Origin of the sequence: Weizmannia sp. FSL K6-3076 (assembly GCF_038007245.1) — a bacterium.
In the GTDB taxonomy this organism is placed as follows: Bacteria; Bacillota; Bacilli; order Bacillales; family Bacillaceae_C; genus Weizmannia; species Weizmannia faecalis.
Map to the genome: position 1 here is coordinate 2,340,261 of NZ_JBBOWU010000001.1, position 19,551 is coordinate 2,359,811.

Consider the following 19,551-nt stretch of genomic DNA (forward strand, 5'->3'; position numbering starts at 1 on the left):
ACGAAACACCATTATTTCCACCCAAGGCCAGGCCGGCTGATTGAAAAAAGCGGCAGCGGGTGTGGGATATTGTCTTTTAACACCATTTGGCTAAGCATCTCTCCAACACTGCTTGCAAATTTAAAGCCATGTCCTGAAAATCCTGCGGCAATGGCCACATTGGGATATGCAGGATGGGTATCGATAATAAAATGTTCATCCGGCGTATGGGTATACAAGCATACTTTTCCCTTTTTTAAGCGCCCGGCTGCCCTTGGCATGTATGTTTTCAAAAATGCCCGGATATCCCCCTCGTCTTCACCGTATGCACCAAATTCCCGGTTCATTGTATCAGGATCTGTTGCCTGCCCACCGTCATGGCGCCCGACTTTCACGCCGCTTCCGTTAAAACTTGGAAAGCCGTAATATGTTCCTTCGTATCCGTCCATTGTAAAAGCCGGAAACACATCCGCATTGAACAGTGCTTCGTCCGCTTCAAACCAACCGACCGTTTTCCGGACCGGCTGAAGCGGCAAATGGAGCCCTACGTTTTCAAGCAATTTCCCGTTCCACGCACCGCCGCTGACAATGCATTTTTCAGCGGTGAATGTGCCGGTTTCTGTTACAACGGTGACAGTTTGTCCGTCGGTTTTCAAATCTGTAACCCGGGTATTGGCAAGCAAGCGCGCACCTTTTGCTTCCGCCAGTTTACGGTAGGCGCGGATACAATTTTCGGGAAACAGGACGCCGGCATCCGGTTCATAAATGGCCTGGAAGCCAGCGGGAAGTGAAATGCCAGGCCAGCGTTTTTCCACTTCCGCACCGGTCATCATTTTAATCGGGAGGTTGTATGTATTTGCGCTTTCGATTGCTTCGTTTAAAAAGGCCGCATGATCCTCCGGGCTGAAACTGAGGACGCCGGTCTTGGCAAAAATCTTTTCTCCGGATGCCTTTTCCAGTTCATCCCAAAGCGTTTGCGCCCGCAACACGAGCGGCACGTAATCCCGTCCTTCCCCGTAGGCATGGCGGATGATTCTCGTTTCGCCGTGGTGGCTGCCGGATGTATGCGGCGGGTCAAAAGCATCCAGCAAAAGCGTTTTTACACCTTGCCTTGCCAGAAAATAACCGGCTGCCATTCCCATTGAACCGGCACCAACGACAATAACATCGTAATGTTTCTCCATTGTATTCCCTCCCTTTCCGTTATTATAACTATACCATGTAGTTTGGAAAATGAGGCAAAAACAGAAGATGCCCTTTTAATAAATGGCATCTTCTGTAACAAGGTCGTTTTCTGCAAATCGTTCGACCCGGAGCGGTGTAAGATCAATGGTTTCATACTTTCCGGTCCGGATCAGTTCCGACAGCCCCTTTCCGACAGCCGGTGCCTGCTGCATGCCGTGCCCGCTGAACCCGAATGCGACAAAATACCCTTTCATTTCCGGATGCTCGCCGATGATGGCATTATGGTCGGCCGTATTGTAGTCATAAAGGCCGGCCCAGCCGCGTTCGACTTTTACCTTTTCAAAATTCGGGATGCGGCCAGCGAGAATAGGCCAAATCTGCTCCTCAAATTCGGACCGCTTCCAGCTGAAGTCGATCGCCGGCTTTTCCTCTTCCCCGTATCCGGCAATAATTTTGCGCCCCTCGTGCCTAAAATAGACACCGGTCAGATCCATCGTCAGCGGCAACGGTTTTGCGAGCGGTTTTTCCACATCAAACATAAAAATCCGCCGCGGTACCGGTATAACCGGAAGTAGCAATCCGGCTTTGCTGCTCAGTCCGGAAGCCCAGGCGCCCGCACAGTTCACGACAACAGGCGCAAAAAACGCCCGGCCATCCTTGAGCTGCACACCTTTTATCCGGCCCTCTTCCGCTAAAAAGCGGTCCACTTCTTCATACATATACTCCGCGCCGAGATGTTTCGCATTTTTTATAAACCCTTGCATCGCCGTGTACGGGTCCAAATACCCGCTTTCCGCACAATACAGCCCGCCTGCAAGATCACGCGTGTCGAGTTCGGGAATGAGCCCCAGCAGTTCTTTTTTTCCGAGCCATTCAGATGAGACGCCGTTTTGGTGCTGGAGTTTCAAATGCTTTTTAAAATGCGGCATCATACTTGGTGTTGCCAAAAACAAGTAGCCCCGCTGTTTCAAATCAACTTCAAACGTTTCGCTGCCGATTGTCATTGATTTGGAAAAGTTTCGGTAAACTTGCAGGCTGTACCGGCTCATTTGAATATTGACCGCCGTTGTAAAAAGCTGCCGGATGCCGCCTGCGCTCCGCGGGGTTGAGGCATATGCATACGAAGGATCCTTTTCAAATACAATGATTCTGCCGGCAAATCCATCCGCGAGCAAATGGTACGCCACACTCGAACCGATAATCCCGCCGCCAACAATGATCACATCCGCTTTGTTTTTCATCCCATCCCGCCTCTATTCTAAAAATAGTCGCCTCATTCTTCCGCTGGCGCCGTATGCACGGGCCTCTATCCTGAAAATATGTGCCGGCTAACTTTCATTCTTTTGCTAGAGCCGCGTTCAGTGCGGCATGGGCGTCTACCCTGAAAATATGCATCGCTGATTTTTATTCTCCCGTTGGCCCATAAGCATGGGCCTCTATCCTAAAAATATGTGCCGGCTGATTTTCATTCTTTTGCTAGTGCCGCGTTCAGTGCGGCATGGGCGTCTAATTGTTGTCGACCTCTCTTTTTTGTCTTTGCCAATCCACTGATGGCGCTGCATGCATGGGCGCTAATTGTTGTCGATTTTGATATCGCGTACGCCTGATTCCACTTTCAACTTGTGGTTTGGAAAATCTTAAACATTCATGCTGATCATTTTGCTCCTGTTCCTATTGGCGCGAAGATAAAGCATGGCACTTTTTACCTGCCAAACATGTAATGATGTGCTGATCCGTTTTCACCCTGCTGCCCGTGCGGCAGAGGAGCCTAATTGTTGTCGATCTGGGCGCGCTGCAGTTTCCCGCTGAAATCGACATACACGGCCTTCCATTCCGTGTATACATCAAGTGCTGCCGGCCCTGAGTCACGGTGCCCGTTGCCCGTTCCTTTTGTCCCGCCGAACGGCAGATGGATTTCAGCCCCTGTCGTCCCGGCATTGATGTAGACAATCCCGGTATCCAGATCACGCATCGCCTGAAAAGCTTTATTCACATCTTTTGTAAAAATACCGCTCGACAGCCCAAAAGTGACGCTGTTGTTAACGACAATCGCTTCTTCAAGGCTTGCCACTGGAATGATCGAAACAACCGGGCCGAAAATTTCTTCCTGCGCAATGACCATTTCTGGGCTGACATCCGTAAAAACAGTCGGCGCATAGTAGTATCCTTTTCCCGGCAAAATGCGCCCGCCCGTAAGCAGCCTTGCCCCCTCTTTTTTACCTGTTTCGACATACTGGTGGATGCGGTTGAGCGCTTCTGTATTGATAACCGGGCCGACTGCCACCGTTTCATCAAGGCCGTCGCCAATTTTCAATTCCGCCGTTCGCCGAATCAGTTTTTCCTCCAGTGCATCTTTGATCTTTTTATGGACGATGACCCGGCTTGTGGCCGTGCATCTTTGCCCGCTCGTGCCGAATGCGCCCCAAAGAATGCCGTCCACTGCAAGATCGAGATCCGCATCATCCATGACAATCACGGCGTTCTTCCCGCCCATTTCAAGCGAAGTCCGTTTCAGAAGGCCGCCCGCCCGTTCGTTAATTTTACGCCCGACTTCATTTGATCCGGTAAAAGAGATGAGACCGATGCCCGGATGTTCCACCATCGCTTCACCAATCACGGAACCGGAGCCATGGACAAGATTGACAAGCCCTTTTGGGAGCCCCGCTTCTTCATAAATTTTCACAAATGCGCACGCTGTTGCCGGCGTTTCCGTGGCTGGCTTCCAAATCACCGCATTCCCGGTTACAAGCGCCGGCAGTGACTTCCAGGAAGCAATGGCGATCGGAAAATTCCACGGCGTGATCAGCCCGGCAATGCCGACCGGCACACGGATGCTCATCGCAAATTTATTTTGCAGCTCAGAGGGTACGGTATCACCAAATTGGCGTCTCCCTTCCCCTGCCATATAAAAGGCCATGTCAATCGCTTCCTGTACTTCCCCGCGCGCTTCATCGATCACCTTGCCCATTTCGCTTGTAAGCGTGCGCGCGATCTGTTCTTTTCTTTGTTTTAACAGTTCCCCGACTTTGTATAAATAGTTTGCGCGCTCAGGTGCCGGGACGAGCCGCCACACGCTTTGCGCGCTTTTGGCAGCCTGGACGGCACGGTCAAGGTCCGGTTCGGCGGATTGCGCCACTTCGCCCAATGTTTTCCCGTTTGCAGGATTTACAACCGGGGCAAATTTTCCCGTTGACGGTTCGCACCACTCGCCATCAATGTAATTCAAATATTTTTCCATGTGTTGTTCCCCCTTTAAAAATCGAGCATTTGCCCGATTCCAAGCTGAATGGCTTTTTTATAAACCGTTTCTGCAGCCACCAGGTCAAACAGGGCCATGCCTGTTGATTTAAAAACCTGTAGCGTGTTTGGATCCGGTTTTACTTTTTGCGTGACAATTTTGGAAAACGGAATGGTTTTAAGCCGGCTGTCTACATCCCCGCTTTCCTTTGCGGCATCGTGCGAGTCGATATATATCGATTTCAAGTTTTTCAGAAGCGCATCAGGAAATTCGCGCATATGCGGCTGGTATGAGCCAATGCCAATGACAAGCTTTCCGTCGTAAAGGTCTTCTTCCGGCAGTACAGGTGTGGCAGATGATGTTGCCGTAATGAGGATATCGGCCTTTTCGGCAAGTTCACGGGCGGATTTGGCAATATGAACCGGGATATTTGGAATGAGCGTTTTGAACCGGCGAATAAACGGAGGAATGTTAGAAGGTGTCCGGTTGAATAAAAAAATGTTTTCGATGTTGCGTGCGGTGCAAACACCGGCAAGCTGATACAGCCCTTGGTAACCCGTTCCGATAAGCCCGGCTGTTTTGGCATCGCTTGGCGCAAGATATTTTGCCGCCGCCCCGCCGATTGCCCCGGTCCGGAGCCCGGTTAAAACCGTTCCGTCCATGAGCGTTTTCATGGATCCATTCCTGCTGTCGACGAGCAGCACAGCACCCTGGGTCACCGGCCGGTCCTTGTTGTCCGGGAAAACGGAGACGATTTTTGCGCCGGCTGCCTCATTTGTGCTGCACGGCATGAAAAGGACGGAGTTGTCCCGGATGGTAAAATGCGTGCGCAGCGGCATTTGATAACCGTTTTCTTCATAGATGCGGTATGCTTTTTCTACAGCCGCCATCATTTCCTGCATGGAGGCTGCTTTGAGGACATCACATCCATTAAGGACAAGCAAGGCCGCACCTCCTTCCTTCAGGGATTTGGTAAAAATATATGTGAGGCAAAGCGGGAACATGATAAAAAGGATTTGGCAGCCGAGGATACAGCAACTTCGGGACGTGGGCTCGCGGCTTTTGTCTGATTGGAGGGCTCTAGTGGGACAATTCTTTGTTCCCGGGCTTATATTTTGTCTTTCATCAAACGAATGAAAGACCGTTTGCGTGTTCATGGACCTGTATTTTGTCTTTCATCGGCTCTATGAAGGGCAGTTCACTGTTTCCCGGCCAGTCTTTTGTTTTTCATCGGCTCTATGAAGGACAATTCGTCGTTTCCCGGCCAGTCTTTTGTTTTTCATCGGCTCTATGAAGGACGATTCGTCGTTTCCCGGCCAGTCTTTTGTTTTTCATCGGCTCTATGAAGGACGATTCGTCGTTTCCCGGCCAGTCTTTTGTCTTTCATCGGCTCTATGAAAGACAGTTCACTGTTCTTTGGCCGGTGTTTTGTCTTTCATAAGCCCTATGAAGGACAGTTTGCTGTTCTTTGGCCGGTGTTTTGTCTTTCATAAGCCCTATGAAGGACAGTTCGTCGTTTCCCGGCAGGTGTTTTGTCTTTCATCGGCCTTATGAAGGACAGTTCGTCGTCTCCTGGCAGGTGTTTTGTCTTTCATCAGTCTTATGAAGGACAGTTCACCGTTCATGGCCCGGTGTTTTGTCTTTCATCGGCCTTATGAAGGACAGTTCGCCGTCTATGGACCTGTGTTTTGTCTTTCATCAGGCTTATGAAGGATAAATTCTCCACGGGGTTAGCTGCTTTTATCTAATTGGATGCTCTATCGGGACAGTTCTCCACGGAGGTTCGTCGCTTTTGTCCAATTGGAGACTCTATCTGGACAATTCTACTCGGAGGTTTACTGTTTTTGTCTAATTGGGATCACCAACGGGACTGTTCTCCCTGGGTGTTTGCCGCTTTTGTCCAATTGGAACGCCTAATTAGACATTTCCAACCACGTTCTTGCTGCTTTTGTCTAATTGAGCTCGCCTGGGGACAATTCTCTCCGAATTGTTGCCGCTTTTGTCTGATGGCGTACACCAACGGGACAGTTTTTCGCAGGAATTGATTTTATTTTTCATCAGAAAGGCATATACGCAAAAACGTCCAACCCGTAACAGGCTGGACGTTTTCCAGTATGGAGCATAGCGGGTTCGAACCGCTGACCTCTTGCATGCCATGCAAGCGCTCTCCCGGCTGAGCTAATGCCCCGTGATATAAAGTTGGGAATGGAGCATAGCGGATTCGAACCGCCGACCTCTACAATGCGAATGTAGCGCTCTCCCAACTGAGCTAATGCCCCGTTTTGTCATGATCACCGTTTTTCATCAGCGACAATGTTATTATACAATGCGAAAAACGATCGTGCAACTATTTTTTTAAAAAAATATTTTCCCGTTTGCCGCCTTGTTTTTCCGCATTGAGGCCGGGGAATACTATTGGAGATACCAAAAAAGGAAGTGGACGGTATGTTTCATTTATTTTATTACCGTTTTTTACGCTGGCCGATCATTGTCCGGATATTGAACTTGGCCCTTGCTGTGATCTTTGCATTCGGGCTGGCTATCCATTTTGTCGAGCCGAAAACTTTCCCGACGGTTTTTGACGGTATTTGGTGGGCCGTTATCACGACGGCAACGGTCGGTTACGGGGATTTGTACCCGGTCACTTTGGCGGGCCGGCTGATCGGCATCATCCTCATTTTATCGGGTGCCGGCATACTGTCTGCCTATTTCGTGGCGCTGGCCGGTGCAACGGCTACACGGCAAAACGCTTTTTTGGAAGGAAAAGCGGCGTTTACGGGAGGGAAACAAATGGTCATTATCGGCTGGAACGAACGCGCCAGAAAAGTGATCGGGCAGCTCATGGAATTAAAAGAGCGGCAGCCCGTTGTATTGGTGGATGAAACACTTGAATCCAACCCTTACCCTTATGACAATGTTTATTTTATAAAAGGAAAGCCGTATCAGGACGAGACGCTGAAAAAAGCAAATGTCAAGGCAGCGAAGGCGGTGCTGATCACGTCCGACCAGCATAAAACGGAGACGGAAGCAGACATGGGCGCAGTCCTGACACTGCTTGCCGTCAAAGGCTTGAATCCGGATGCATATTGTATTGTGGAGATCCAGACAGCCGACCAGGTTGTAAATGCCAAGCGGGCGGGCGCGGATGAAGTGATCCAGGCAAATACACAGGCAAGCTTTGTCATGCTGAACAGCCTGATTTCAAACGGAATGTCCGATACGCTTTTGTCGTTATTGAACCAGCAGGAAAAAAATCACCTTGACTTTATTCCGGTGAAGCCGAAGTGGCGAAACTTGACGGTAAAAGATTTGAGCCGGCAGCTGCAAAAAGAGCGGAAAATTTTAATCGGCATCCAATCGGGGGATGACACCATGATCAATCCGCCCTTGGATTATACCATTACGGATGAAGAGCATTTGTTTGTCGTTTTGGAAAAAGACAAGTAACAATGCAAATGCAGAATCCCCTTTTGATCAGCCGAAAGTTTTGGCTTACAGTCGATCCTTGGCGCTTTCCTCAAATGAAAAAAAGCAGGGCTGCCCATTGCCCTGCTTTTTTCTGCATTATTTCAAACGTTTTTCGAGTGCTGCTTTTAAATCTTCATAGCCCGGTTTGCCGAGGAGTGCGAACATGTTTTTCTTGTATGCTTCAACACCAGGCTGGTCAAACGGATTGACGCCATTTAAATAGCCGCTTACCGCGCAGGCTTTTTCAAAGAAGTAAACGAGGTAGCCAAATGTGTAGGCATCGGTTTTCGGAATCGAGACGACCAGGTTCGGTACGCCGCCGTCTGTATGGGCAAGCAATGTGCCTTCAAATGCTTTGTTATTCACAAAGTCAACGGTGCGGCCGGCCAGGTAGTTCAAACCGTCCAAATCGTTTTCTTCTTTTTCAATTGTCAGTTCTTCCCGCGCCTGCTCGACTTTTACGACCGTTTCAAACAAATCGCGACGGCCTTCCTGTACATACTGGCCAAGGGAATGCAAGTCGGTCGAGAAGTTTGCGGAAGAAGGATAGATGCCTTTTTGGTCTTTCCCTTCACTTTCACCGAATAATTGTTTCCACCATTCAGAGAAATATTGCAGTCCCGGTTCGTAGTTAATCAACATTTCGATCGTTTTGCCTTTGCGGTACAGAATATTGCGGACAGCCGCATATTGATAGGCAATGTTTTCCGCTACTTCAGGGTTTGAGAAATCATCAACGGCTTTTGCTGCTCCGTCCATCATCGCTTGGATATCAACGCCGCTTACTGCGATCGGAAGCAGACCGACAGGCGTTAACACAGAGTAACGGCCGCCGACATCATCCGGAATCACGAATGTTTCGTAGCCTTCCGCATCAGCCAGCGTTTTCAATGCCCCTTTTGCGCGGTCTGTTGTCGCATAGACGCGGCCTTTTGCTTCTTTTTCGCCGTATTTTTCAATGAGCAGTTTGTTGAAAATACGGAAAGCAATCGCCGGTTCTGTCGTTGTTCCAGATTTGGAAATGACATTGATGGAGAAATCTTTTCCTTCCAGAACGTCCATTAAATCTTTCATATAGGTGGAGCTGATGCTGTTGCCGACGAAGAAAATTTGCGGGTTTTTGCGTTTTTCCTTCGGCAGCACGTTCATAAAGCTGTGGTTGAGCATTTCAATGGCAGCACGGGCACCGAGATAAGAACCGCCGATCCCGATCACAAGTAGCACGTCGGAATCATTTTGGATTTTTGCTGCTGCTTTTTGGATACGGGCGAATTCCTCTTTGTCATAGTCTTTCGGCAATGTCAGCCAGCCGGTAAAATCATTGCCGACACCGGTTTTTTCATGTAAAAGTTTGTGGGCCAATCGAATCGGTTCGCTTAAGTATGTAATTTCATGTTCGTTAAAAAACGCGAGCGCTTTTGAATAATCAAACTGAATATGCGTCATTGTCCAGATCCTCCTGTTATCGATTTACCATCTCCACTTTACCGAATCTTTACCCTTTTCGCAAGGAATGTAACGAATTTCTCACATTTCCTGCATGCATAATGTTTGCAGATTCTTGCCATGCTATTCCTGTACATTGAACAAGGAGGTAGAGAAATGAGCATTGTACAAAGAATTGCGTTAATTTTCACGATTATTGGCGCGATCAATTGGGGCCTTATCGGTTTTTTCAACTTTGATCTGGTAGCGGCCATTTTTGGCGACAATTCCGCGATCTCCCGGGTCATTTATGGCATTGTCGGCATTTGCGGCCTGATTAACCTCGGCCTGCTTTTCAAACCGGATGCCGAAGTGGAGCGGTCCACCCAGGCAAAACCGACGAGATAAGAGATACAGCCTTGGGAAACCGTGTTTTCATTGTAACAAAGGCAGTGCAGCATGCCTGCCTTTTTTTGTGTTTTTTTATCTTATTTTCCTTTACGCCCGCTTCTTTTTTCATTTAAAATGAAGCTATAAAGATGAGCGGGGAAGTGTGCAGCTTGGAAATTCAAATTGTTCAGAAACATGCATTTAACGCAGTCGGGAGCAAATGGACCGGTACCTTCGAACAGGCAGCAAACGGGGAGATCAAAAGATTTTTCCATCAATTTAAGCAAAAAATGGGGAAAATCCGTCATTGCACGGATCCCAGTGTTGTGATCGGGCTTTCCTACCACTCGCAGGATGATGAAGGTTTGTTTTCCTTTTATCTTGTCCGTGAAGTGGCCTACATAGAAGCGGTTCCGGAAGGCATGACAGCTCTGACTGTTCCTTCCTATACATTTGCGGCTGCGAAATATAAAGGCGAAGACGTGCAAAAAGCGTATGCCGAGTTGTATAAATGGATCAGGAAAAACGGCTACACCGTCTTTCAGGGGCAGCTTGAGCATCGTGAAGATTATCCGACATCATACGAACCTTTAATCGATGAACCCGAATTGACCCTTTATATCCCGCTATATATCGAATAATACACGGGTGAGTTTTCCCGCGTTAGGCAAACGATTCTGCATGGCACATGGTTTCAGACAGATGCAACTGGTAAAGCGCATTCAGCATACGATATAAAATGAACTTAAATTTTTCGCGTCAAAATCAACCGACATTGCTTCTTGCAACACATGTAGTCATGTTTCGTTCAACTAAAAAGAAGAACAGTGCAGGATCATCATGGGTTTCAAAATTGATTTAAATAATAGGTGGAGGTGGGTTCTATGCTTAAAAAAAGAACGGATTTTGAAAACGTTAAAGATTATGCCCAATACACGGAATCTGTGGAATTTCTTTCACAATATTCCTTTAAAGGAAAAAGTTTGAGATTTATGATATGGTCCTCGATGTGAAAGGGGAGGAAAAAGCAGCTACTGATGTTTATGCTAAATTGCATAAACATGGAGATAACGGTGATTTTTCTGGCTTCGTTTTCAACATTGGTATACAGAATTGGGAGGAACAAAACGAACCTGACTGGGACATTCCAGATGACTTTATTCCTCTCCAAAGAAATGATGGCGATGGAAACTAACATGAAAAAATATATCGATGTTTATACCTAATAGGGACCCGCTTGACGAAAGGGACGAAAATCAGCCAATTGGTCTAACGGTGACCTGTGCGTACAAGCGATCTGCATCACGCTTTTCATGCGGCGGCGCTGACAAGTTTTCCGTTATTGGCCATTCTTCCCGCTTCATGCTGTGTGACAGTAGCGGGATTTTCGGCCTGATCTTGGCGGCACGGCACTATGATCCGTAAACTGAATGGTCCGCGCAGACTGCGGTATGCCCGGCTTTTTTCGGATAAAAAAATCCGGACAATCTATATGCCCGGAATCGCCCGATTATTTTTTAATCAAATCTTCACGTTTTGATTTTTCAATCCATTCTTTTAACTTATCGCGCAGCGTGTTGAAACCTTCTCCGGACTCTTCGGCGGCTTTCACGGCACCTTGGCGCCGGCGCGGTTTCCTTGTGTCTTGATGCGGCGCTTCTTCCGTTGCTTTCATGGAAAGACTGATTTTGCCGCTTTCTTCGTCTACCGACAACACTTTTACTTTGACTTCATCCCCGATGTGGACATAATCGTGAATATCTTTGACATACCCGTGTTTAATTTCGGAAATATGGACAAGGCCTTGTGTCTCTTCATCAAGCGCTACAAACGCGCCGAACGGCTTAATTCCGGTCACTTTTCCGGTGTATACATTTCCTGCTTCATAATTTGACATGAAAACACTCCTAGTATTGTTTTTTCCTGTTATACGCAATAAAATATTATATCATAGTCACGAGTGCATGTCATTCCCCAAATATTTTTCAGGCCTGGCCCCGGCAGGCACCCGGAACCTTTATTTATCATTTTTATCGTGCCCGTGTTTAAAAAAGTTCAAAAAATTGCTTCAGCCTGCCACCCGCCCATATGCTACAATAAAATAAAGAAATGAATATGGAAAGGAAGTATTTTTATTTAAAATAATCGTTAAGGGAGGGCGTCTCATGAATAGCTTTGGCGAGAAGTTGAAATTTTACCGTGAATTAAACGGGATGAGCATCGAAGAACTGGCCGTGAAAGCCCGGATTGGCAAACATACACTCGAACAGTACGAAACCGGGGAACAAATTCCGACCACACAGACAATATTAAAACTCTCCACTGTTCTTGATGTAGCCGCTTCCGTATTTTTGGAAGCGCTCGGAAAAAAATAATTTTATAAGAGGTTTAAATTTCATTCACAACGGCTATCCTAATACTACAATGCTTTCCTTAGTGAGGGCGACTTTCGGGAAGCCGCACTATCATAAGTATTCCCCCTTTTTTTATTTTTGCGGGTCCGGTTTTCCGGCCCCGTTTTTTGTATGCTGTAAAGAGAAAAAACAGCGCCTCGTTTAGAGCGCTGTTTTCCTGTTTTTTGGATTCGCTTTTTATCCTTTCAGCCAGAATGCACGGGCGGCCGCTGCAAACAGACTTCCTTACCGTTTTGGAAATTCCCTTGTATATTGGACCGTTTTTCCAGCGCGGTACCGGCTTCAAGTGTTCGCTTCGGGAACTTCTACGGGCGGCCGCTGCAAACAGCCTTCCTTATCTTTTTGGAAATCCTCTTGTATATTGGACCGGAATACCTGCGTCTTTGCGGAGCACGATACCGGCTTCGAGCGCCCAGTACGGGTTGCGCAGCATGCCTCTGCCGACCGCAACAAGATCTGCTTCTTCGTTTCCGATTACCGCATTGGCAAGAACCGGGTCTTCCAGCCGGCCGACAGCAATGACCGGAACGTTTAAAGCCTCTTTGATCCGGCGTGCAAGCGGCACCTGGTAAGCAGCGTGCGTCCCCGGGCGCCCGTCTGCACCGATAGGGCCCTCGCCTCCGGAACTGATATGAAACAGGTCAACACCCGCTTCCTTATACGCCTTCGAAAATGCAATGCTTTCTTCAATGCCATACCCGCCATCGACATATTCACGGGCTGAAATGCGCATAATAAGCGGCATGTCAGCAGGCATTTCTTTTTTGGCAGCGGCGATGACTTCTTTTCCGAATAATGCCAAATCCTGTCCGTATTCATCTGACCGTTTGTTTGTATAGCGCGACTGGAATTCATGGATCAGATAACCGTGTGCGCCGTGCAATTCGATCGTGTCAAAACCGGCCTGGACAGCGCGGCGGACAGATTCGCCAAATTTGCGGACGATTTCTTTGATTTCTTCCTTCGTTAATGCCTTTGGTGTTTTTGCATGGTCATCAAAAGGGATGGGGGAAGGGGCAACCGGTTGTTTTGCATCCTGTGCTTTTCTGCCGGCATGTCCGATTTGAATCCCGACTTTGGCGCCGTACTGGTGGCACGCTTCCACAATTTTGGCAAGCGGGGCGATCTGTTCATCAGACCATAAGCCGAGATCGTTGTCGGTAATTCTGCCGTCCGGCTCCACATCGGTCATCTCAATAATGATCAGGCCGGCACCCCCGATGGCACGGCTGACGTAATGGACATAATGCCAGTCAGTGGCAACGCCATCTTTTTTCTCAACGGAGTATTGGCACATAGGAGGCATGACAATACGGTTTTTCACTTCAAGCGATTTCAGCTTGTACGGGGTAAATAAATCATTCATTGCAAAACCACTCCTTACGCCTGATATTTTTGCACCTGAACCGCTATGTAAATGGCGGAAAAGTTCGTTCCAAATATAACAAACCGGTGTTCCAACCGTCAAAACTTGCGCTCACAGTCCTTGTGCGTGCAAAATTCTGCCTGATTGTGTTAAAATCCTCATACACTTACATATCTAAGCGAAAGAAGGAATGAAGGATGGCTCAAACGATTCCAAAATTAACATTCAATAACGGCGTTGAAATCCCGCAACTCGGCCTCGGCGTTTTTCTTGTAAAAGAAGAAAATGAGTTGAAAAACGCTGTGAAAGCCGCGCTGGAAACCGGCTACCGCCATATTGATACTGCGATGATTTACGGGAATGAAACATATGTCGGCGATGCAATCCGGGAAAGCGGCGTAGACCGGAAAGAAATCTTCATTACGTCGAAAGTGTGGAACTACGACCACGGCTATGAAGAAACAAAAGCCGCTTTCCAGGCGAGCCTCGACCGTCTTGGCACCGATTATTTGGATCTTTACTTGATCCACTGGCCGTCACCGAAATATATTGAAACATGGAAAGCAATGGAAGAACTTTACCATGAAGGCAAAGTAAAAGCGATCGGCGTATCGAATTTCCAAATCCACCATTTGGAAGATTTGCTGGCCCATAGCGAAGTGGTGCCGGTGATCAACCAAATTGAGACACATCCGGAATTTCCGCAAAATGAACTGCATGCATTTCTGAAACAGCATCATATTTTACATGAAGCATGGGGCCCGCTCGGCCAGGGCAAAACAAACCTGCTTGAGCAGCCTGTTTTGGTTGAGCTTGGGAAAAAATACGGCAAAACCCCGGCGCAAATTGTGCTGCGCTGGCACGTGGAACGAGGCATTGTCGTCATTCCAAAATCGGTGACCCCGAGCCGGATTAAAGAAAACAGCGAGATTTTCGATTTCTCGTTAACCCCGGAAGACATGAAAAAAATCGCTTCTTTGAACACCGGGAAACGGTACGGAAGGAATCCGGATGACGAAGAATTTTTAGCACAAACTTCCGTAAGGCCGGAATAAAGACGGGCAGCTGTTCTCTGGGCAGCTGCTTTTTTAATTGCTTTTCCGGAAATGATACCGGTTTCTCCCGGAGCGCCTCCCATCGCCAATTTCTTGCGGCTTTCCGGCGATTGATTGATTTTTCCAGAGATCCCCTTTGGTTTTGCTGTACTTTTCATGCCGGCTGCTTTTTTTCCAGCGAATGCGAAGCCACCATGGGAGGTTCATGCCCGCCGTTTCGCGGGGGGCTGTGCCTGTTGTTTTGGATCTTTTCGCCTGAACCCGCTGGTTTAAATTTTACGCTGGTTTTTCTCTGCCCCAAGGCAGCAAGATCAATCATCAAAATGGACGCATTTTCCAGCCATTGGTATACTGATTACAAAATACGAAAGGAGCGATAGAAATTGTCCATTTCCATTCCTGAAATCAAACTGAACGACGGGATGACCGTTCCGGCCGTCGGATTCGGCACATACAAACTGAACGGGGCGGCAGGCGTCCAGGTGATCGTAAGCGCCATTGATGCGGGTTACCGCCTGATTGATTCGGCATTTAATTATGAAAACGAAGGAGCGGTCGGCGAAGCGGTCCGGCGCTCTTCCGTTCCGCGTGAACAGCTGCGCATCACTTCGAAACTCCCGGGGCGGCACCATGCTTATAAAGAAGCGGTCCAGACCATTCAGGAATCATTGTACAGGTCCGGCCTCGATTACTTTGACCTTTACCTCATCCACTGGCCGAACCCAAGCAAAGATTTATATGTGGAAGCGTGGCAGGCGCTTGTCGATGCGCAAAAATGGGGGCTTGTCCGCTCGATCGGCGTTTCCAACTTTTTGCCGGAGCATTTGCAACGGATCATAAAAGAAACCGGGGTTGCGCCGAGCATAAACCAGGTGGAACTTCACCCTTATTTCGCACAGGAGGAGCAGCGCGCCTGGCATGAAGAACACGGAATTGTAACGGAATCATGGAGCCCGCTTGGAAGAGCGAACCATCTGCTTGAAGATCCGGCGATTCAAAAAATTGCTGCGGCCCATCAGAAATCCGTTCCGCAAGTGATTTTGCGCTGGCATACACAGCTTGGCGCCATTCCGCTCCCGAAATCGGCTTCCCCGGAAAGGCAGCTGGAAAACTTGTCCATCTTTGATTTTTCGCTTTCTGAAGAAGAGATGCGCACCATATCCGGATTAAGCCACCCGGACGGCAGGACTTTTGGGCAGGATCCGGCAACCTATGAAGAATTTTAAACCCATGTAAAAAAGGGGCTGCCCCAAAAACCGTTAAACGGCTGATGGGAGCCCCCTTTTTTGATACAAGCGTTTATGAATTTCCGTCACTATGCCCACAAGAGCTTCATGAATTTTATGAGCCAAATAAAGGGGCTTTAGGGACAGCCCCTTTATCTAAAACAGTAACCGGCCCGTATAGAAGCCGTCCCGGCCATTAATAAACGATGACCGGTTCATTCTGTTCCAGGTTGTCATAGACGGTTTTCATGACACTTGGCGGCGTGTTCACACATCCGCCGGAGCCGTGGTGGAGATAGGCGTCCATGGCCCAGTTCTTCCGCCAGCCCGCATCATGGAAACCAACACCGCCGAGCGTGAAAGGTGCCCAATATTTTACCTTGACGGAATAATTCGGGTTGCCCGCTTCACTGCCCTCCAGTACAGACGGGGACTCTTTGTATTCGATATACCAGACCCCTTTTGGCGTATCTTCATTTGTGTCATGCCTTCCCGTTACAACCCGGGTTGTGACTTTCAGCTTGCCATCCTTATAAATCCAGATGCGCTGGTCGGAAATCGACACTTCCGCATACGTATCGCCAATCCCGTTTTCGGCCAGGACATGGTAGCCGACGCCGATCGTGCTGTACCCTTCGCCGTAAATATTGTAGGCCTTGACGGTGTCCTTGCCGTTTTGGAAGGCGTCCGCAATCCGTTTCGCTTCCGCTTTCGTATCGATCGCCCAGCCATACGACTGGCCTTTTACGGAAATGACGGAGCCCGCATGCGTTTTGAAACTGAAGTTTTTATGGAGCGTCGATTTCTCCTTGTTCAACTCTTCCAGCCGCGACTGGATGCCGGACGGGTCAATTGCCAGTTTCATATCTTTGGAGACGGATGCATTTTGAATCAGTTCGCTTGCCTTGAACGGGTATTTCTTTTCCTGCAGGAGATAGTTGACTGTCTTGTTTGAGAGTTCTTCAAGCTTTTGCTTTTCCTGCTTTACAATCCTGCTGTTTTCCCGGACCGGCTGAAGTTTTACCGGGCGCAAATGAATTTCACTGTTGTATTTTTGCTTGTCATATGCCTTTAACATGGCGGAAATGTCGTATTGATTGCCGTTTTTGCTTTTCGATACGCCGATTTTTCCGTCCTTCATATAAGCCTGTGCATCTTTTGGCGCCTGCAGATTTTTATTTTGCTGTTCCAGTTTTTTGGAAACTTCCTGCTTCAGTGTCACATTGCGGTAGTGGTCCGTCCGCCCCGGCATGATCATATAATCTTTCTCTTTAAAAGACGGAATCCATGTGCGCTGGGTTTTGAAAACGCGTTTAACCTTCGCCATATCGCCGTCTGTAAAACGGACCTTTGTATCTTTTCCGTCCACCAAAACTTTGTTTCCGACATAAACTTTATTTGTTAATGTCATAGACTTTAATTTTTTCATCGCCTGTTCAGTGGTCATGCCGCCGACTTTGACGCTGTTGATTTTGACATGCGGGTTAAAACGGGTAGCCTGGTAATAGCCGGCACCGCCTAAAAGAATGATGACAACTGCCGCAATGATGCCAATGAGAAGACTTTTCTTCCTGGTTATGGCCGATCACCCCAATAAAATAGTTTATGTTACAAAAAGATTACATCATTTACATATAAGATATATGAATCCGCCCGGTTATACAAGCCATTTATTTCATTTCATCCAACGTTCACAACTCATCGGGGGAAGCAACATGACACCCTTTCCTGCCTTTTTACCGGAAACGCCGGGCATCTGCCGCCTATAAAAAAAGAAACGCTAATCCGAATGTAGAAAGCGATTTTTCTTCATGATTTCTTCTTCCAGTTTTTTTGCCTGCTTTACCTGCTTTTCATTGATTTTCCGGAAAATGAAAAACACGAGTACCGCAAGCAGCACAAAAAATGAAAGTGAAATCAAAGCCGGGATATAATACTTTTTCTCCTGCGGAAATTGAACCAGAAATCCGATGAGGTATGGAAACAATGGCATCTCCCCCTTTTAATCGATTATAACAGCCGAAAGCCACAAAGAAAACGGATACAGCACCGCATTTTTCATGCGGTGCTGGTGGCCAGGTTTCCGGAAAGAGCTGCAGGGAAGGCCGGCAATAGCATCAACGATTAACGGATGGTGATTTTTTCAATGATGACATCGTGCACCGGTTTATCCTGCAGGCCTGTACGGACACCGGCGATTTCATCGACAACCTCCATGCCTTCAATGACCTGGCCAAATACGGTATGGCGGAAATCAAGCCACGGGGTCCCGCCTTTTTCCATATAAGTTTCCACGACTTCAGCCGGGTAACCCGCCTGTTCCATCTGCCCTTTCATGCCGGGATCGACCGTTTTGCTTTGGACGATGAAAAACTGGCTGCCGTTTGTGTTCGGGCCGGCGTTGGCCATGGACAAGGCGCCGCGGAAATTGAAAAGCCGCTCTGAAAATTCGTCTTCGAACGGGGCGCCGTAGATGCTTTCGCCGCCGGTCCCGTTTCCGCTCGGGTCCCCGCCCTGGATCATGAACCCGTCGATCACACGGTGGAACGTCAAGCCGTCATAGTAACCGTTTTTGCTGTGCGTGACAAAATTTTCGACCGTTTTCGGCGCAAAGGCCGGAAACAGCTTGATCGTGATGGTGCCCATATTTGTCTGCATGTCTGCAACCGTTTCGTTTTCATGCACTTCCGCTTGAAGCTGCGGATACATTGTTTCTTCTGCCATATGTTTGAAACCTCCATTTGTTTCACTATTCTTGTCTACTTTACTAAAATCCGGGCAAAAAGTCCAAACGTTTTCTTTTGCTTCTTTTCGGCTTTTTCACCATAATGGTAGTAAAAGCGCAAGGGGGAATCGGTTTGGAAGTTGGCGATAAGATTGTGACAACGAAAAAAACCGGGAAATATATTGGCGAAATTACGCAAGTGTTTCCCGACCATTATGTATTTAAGGTGCTGGCCGTGTTAAAGCATCCCGCCCAGGGGGATTTGCACCACCCGAATGAAGGGGATGTGCCGTTTTTTCACGAGCGGAAAGCTTTGGCCTTCCGGGAACAGGCGAATATTCCGCGAAAAACGGCAAAACCGTACAACGGCGAGATTCCGGATTATGACGCGTCACTGAAAACCGCTGTCTGCGAACTGATGGAAAAGCTTGAAAAAGAGGACACACTTTACAGCCGGAAAAGCATCGCCGCGTTAAAAAGTTTGATGAAAGAATATGGCATATCACCCGTTGGATGATTTTCCCAGCGGGTTTTCTGATGGCAGGGGCAATGATACTGTTAGGGAAAACGTGATATCCCCTTTTTTCTGCGGCAAAAAGGGAATCGAGGAATGCTTCTTTTTACTTCCTTCCTGTAAGCCGCGCGTAAATATCCAGTGCCAAATGCCGATGCCCAAATCCGTGGATCCGGATTTTGCCTTCCATGTTCTGATATACCAGCCTTAAATCAGCCGGATGCCTTTGTATTCGTTTACTTTGAAAATGATAGGATATCCTCCTTCATCATTCCCTTTCAAACACGATCCAACATTTCTCTGCCGTTTTACTTGATAAATTGCGCGTACATGGCCCGGCCGAAACTGTTTGTGGCAAAACGGGCGGGATCCAAACTTTTCCAAAATGGGGTTCGGATTTCAAACATATACTAGATGTGCGGGCCGTCCTATACAAAAGTGCGTTTCAAGCATACGATGCAAGGGTAAAGTTCCTCCGTCAAAAAACGGACACCTTTTTTACAAGCCGGTTTTGTTGAAGTTTCGGTGATAAGTTTTATAATAATATTTAGGTCAACGAAATATTT

General features: G+C 47.9%; 18 protein-coding genes and 2 tRNA genes. 8 read left to right on the plus strand and 12 right to left on the minus strand.

Annotation, left to right across the window (positions count from 1 at the left end):
* Positions 1 to 11: 11 nt before the first annotated feature.
* The 6 genes from solA to NSS95_RS11240 all read right to left on the minus strand — a co-directional run bounded on the left by solA (position 12) and on the right by NSS95_RS11240 (position 6,681).
* Positions 12 to 1,163 (minus strand): N-methyl-L-tryptophan oxidase, encoded by a 1,152-nt coding sequence (solA, locus tag NSS95_RS11215; protein WP_026685157.1) that lies wholly within the window; start codon positions 1,161 to 1,163, stop codon positions 12 to 14.
* A gap of 75 nt (positions 1,164 to 1,238) precedes the next feature.
* Positions 1,239 to 2,405, minus strand: coding sequence for an NAD(P)/FAD-dependent oxidoreductase (locus tag NSS95_RS11220; RefSeq protein ID WP_110134057.1), 1,167 nt, complete (start codon positions 2,403 to 2,405; stop codon positions 1,239 to 1,241).
* 527 nt (positions 2,406 to 2,932) lie between these two features.
* Positions 2,933 to 4,402 (minus strand): aldehyde dehydrogenase family protein, encoded by a 1,470-nt coding sequence (locus NSS95_RS11225; protein WP_014097581.1) that lies wholly within the window; start codon positions 4,400 to 4,402, stop codon positions 2,933 to 2,935.
* A gap of 14 nt (positions 4,403 to 4,416) precedes the next feature.
* Positions 4,417 to 5,346 (minus strand): ornithine cyclodeaminase family protein, encoded by a 930-nt coding sequence (locus NSS95_RS11230; protein WP_014097580.1) that lies wholly within the window; start codon positions 5,344 to 5,346, stop codon positions 4,417 to 4,419.
* 1,171 nt (positions 5,347 to 6,517) lie between these two features.
* Positions 6,518 to 6,590 (minus strand) — tRNA-Ala (locus tag NSS95_RS11235).
* An 18-nt stretch (positions 6,591 to 6,608) separates the two neighbouring features.
* A tRNA-Ala gene (locus tag NSS95_RS11240) sits at positions 6,609 to 6,681 on the minus strand.
* 166 nt (positions 6,682 to 6,847) lie between these two features.
* Here NSS95_RS11240 and NSS95_RS11245 point away from each other — a divergent pair.
* Entirely contained in the window at positions 6,848 to 7,849 is a 1,002-nt protein-coding gene (locus NSS95_RS11245) for a potassium channel protein (RefSeq protein WP_014097579.1), read from the plus strand.
* Between the two features lie 117 nt (positions 7,850 to 7,966).
* Here NSS95_RS11245 and NSS95_RS11250 read toward each other — a convergent pair whose 3' ends face one another.
* Positions 7,967 to 9,316, minus strand: coding sequence for a glucose-6-phosphate isomerase (locus NSS95_RS11250; protein WP_014097578.1), 1,350 nt, complete (start codon positions 9,314 to 9,316; stop codon positions 7,967 to 7,969).
* Between the two features lie 156 nt (positions 9,317 to 9,472).
* On the opposite strand from NSS95_RS11250, the gene NSS95_RS11255 reads away from it, so the two are divergent.
* The 3 genes from NSS95_RS11255 (at position 9,473) to NSS95_RS11265 (ending at position 10,880) form a co-directional block, all read left to right on the plus strand.
* Positions 9,473 to 9,703: a DUF378 domain-containing protein gene (locus NSS95_RS11255; protein ID WP_014097577.1), complete on the plus strand. Its 231-nt coding sequence runs from the start codon at positions 9,473 to 9,475 to the stop codon at positions 9,701 to 9,703.
* Positions 9,704 to 9,846: 143 nt separating this feature from the next.
* On the plus strand, positions 9,847 to 10,326 hold the full coding sequence (locus NSS95_RS11260) for a GyrI-like domain-containing protein (protein ID WP_225620993.1): 480 nt from the start codon (positions 9,847 to 9,849) through the stop codon (positions 10,324 to 10,326).
* A 356-nt stretch (positions 10,327 to 10,682) separates the two neighbouring features.
* Positions 10,683 to 10,880 carry a hypothetical protein gene (locus tag NSS95_RS11265; RefSeq protein WP_179234546.1) on the plus strand — a complete coding sequence of 66 codons (198 nt, stop codon included), beginning with the start codon at positions 10,683 to 10,685 and terminating at the stop codon, positions 10,878 to 10,880.
* 315 nt (positions 10,881 to 11,195) lie between these two features.
* On the opposite strand, the gene yugI is transcribed toward NSS95_RS11265, so the two are convergent.
* Positions 11,196 to 11,582, minus strand: coding sequence for a S1 domain-containing post-transcriptional regulator GSP13 (gene yugI / locus NSS95_RS11270; RefSeq protein ID WP_013860098.1), 387 nt, complete (start codon positions 11,580 to 11,582; stop codon positions 11,196 to 11,198).
* 268 nt (positions 11,583 to 11,850) lie between these two features.
* Between yugI and NSS95_RS11275 the strand changes: the two genes are divergently transcribed.
* A complete protein-coding gene (locus NSS95_RS11275; RefSeq protein ID WP_019721420.1) occupies positions 11,851 to 12,060 on the plus strand; it encodes a helix-turn-helix domain-containing protein in 210 nt (69 codons plus the stop codon).
* 373 nt (positions 12,061 to 12,433) lie between these two features.
* Here NSS95_RS11275 and NSS95_RS11280 read toward each other — a convergent pair whose 3' ends face one another.
* Positions 12,434 to 13,465: an NADH:flavin oxidoreductase/NADH oxidase gene (locus NSS95_RS11280; protein ID WP_179234547.1), complete on the minus strand. Its 1,032-nt coding sequence runs from the start codon at positions 13,463 to 13,465 to the stop codon at positions 12,434 to 12,436.
* Between the two features lie 197 nt (positions 13,466 to 13,662).
* Here NSS95_RS11280 and NSS95_RS11285 point away from each other — a divergent pair, with 197 nt between their 5' ends.
* A complete protein-coding gene (locus tag NSS95_RS11285; RefSeq protein ID WP_340713893.1) occupies positions 13,663 to 14,520 on the plus strand; it encodes an aldo/keto reductase in 858 nt (285 codons plus the stop codon).
* Positions 14,521 to 14,903: 383 nt separating this feature from the next.
* Positions 14,904 to 15,746, plus strand: a complete 843-nt coding sequence (locus NSS95_RS11290) for an aldo/keto reductase (RefSeq protein ID WP_328228976.1) — start codon at positions 14,904 to 14,906, stop codon at positions 15,744 to 15,746.
* A 196-nt stretch (positions 15,747 to 15,942) separates the two neighbouring features.
* On the opposite strand, the gene NSS95_RS11295 is transcribed toward NSS95_RS11290, so the two are convergent.
* The 3 genes from NSS95_RS11295 to NSS95_RS11305 all read right to left on the minus strand — a co-directional run bounded on the left by NSS95_RS11295 (position 15,943) and on the right by NSS95_RS11305 (position 18,470).
* The gene (locus NSS95_RS11295; protein WP_035190857.1) at positions 15,943 to 17,193 is read right to left on the minus strand and encodes a L,D-transpeptidase family protein; all 1,251 of its coding nucleotides are present in this window, start codon (positions 17,191 to 17,193) and stop codon (positions 15,943 to 15,945) included.
* Positions 17,194 to 17,526: 333 nt separating this feature from the next.
* Positions 17,527 to 17,733 carry a hypothetical protein gene (locus tag NSS95_RS11300; RefSeq protein WP_061575144.1) on the minus strand — a complete coding sequence of 69 codons (207 nt, stop codon included), beginning with the start codon at positions 17,731 to 17,733 and terminating at the stop codon, positions 17,527 to 17,529.
* Positions 17,734 to 17,870: 137 nt separating this feature from the next.
* Positions 17,871 to 18,470, minus strand: a complete 600-nt coding sequence (locus NSS95_RS11305; protein WP_061577766.1) for a peptidylprolyl isomerase — start codon at positions 18,468 to 18,470, stop codon at positions 17,871 to 17,873.
* A gap of 134 nt (positions 18,471 to 18,604) precedes the next feature.
* On the opposite strand from NSS95_RS11305, the gene NSS95_RS11310 reads away from it, so the two are divergent.
* Positions 18,605 to 18,988 (plus strand): kinase-associated lipoprotein B, encoded by a 384-nt coding sequence (locus NSS95_RS11310; RefSeq protein WP_328228977.1) that lies wholly within the window; start codon positions 18,605 to 18,607, stop codon positions 18,986 to 18,988.
* Positions 18,989 to 19,551: the final 563 nt, after the last annotated feature.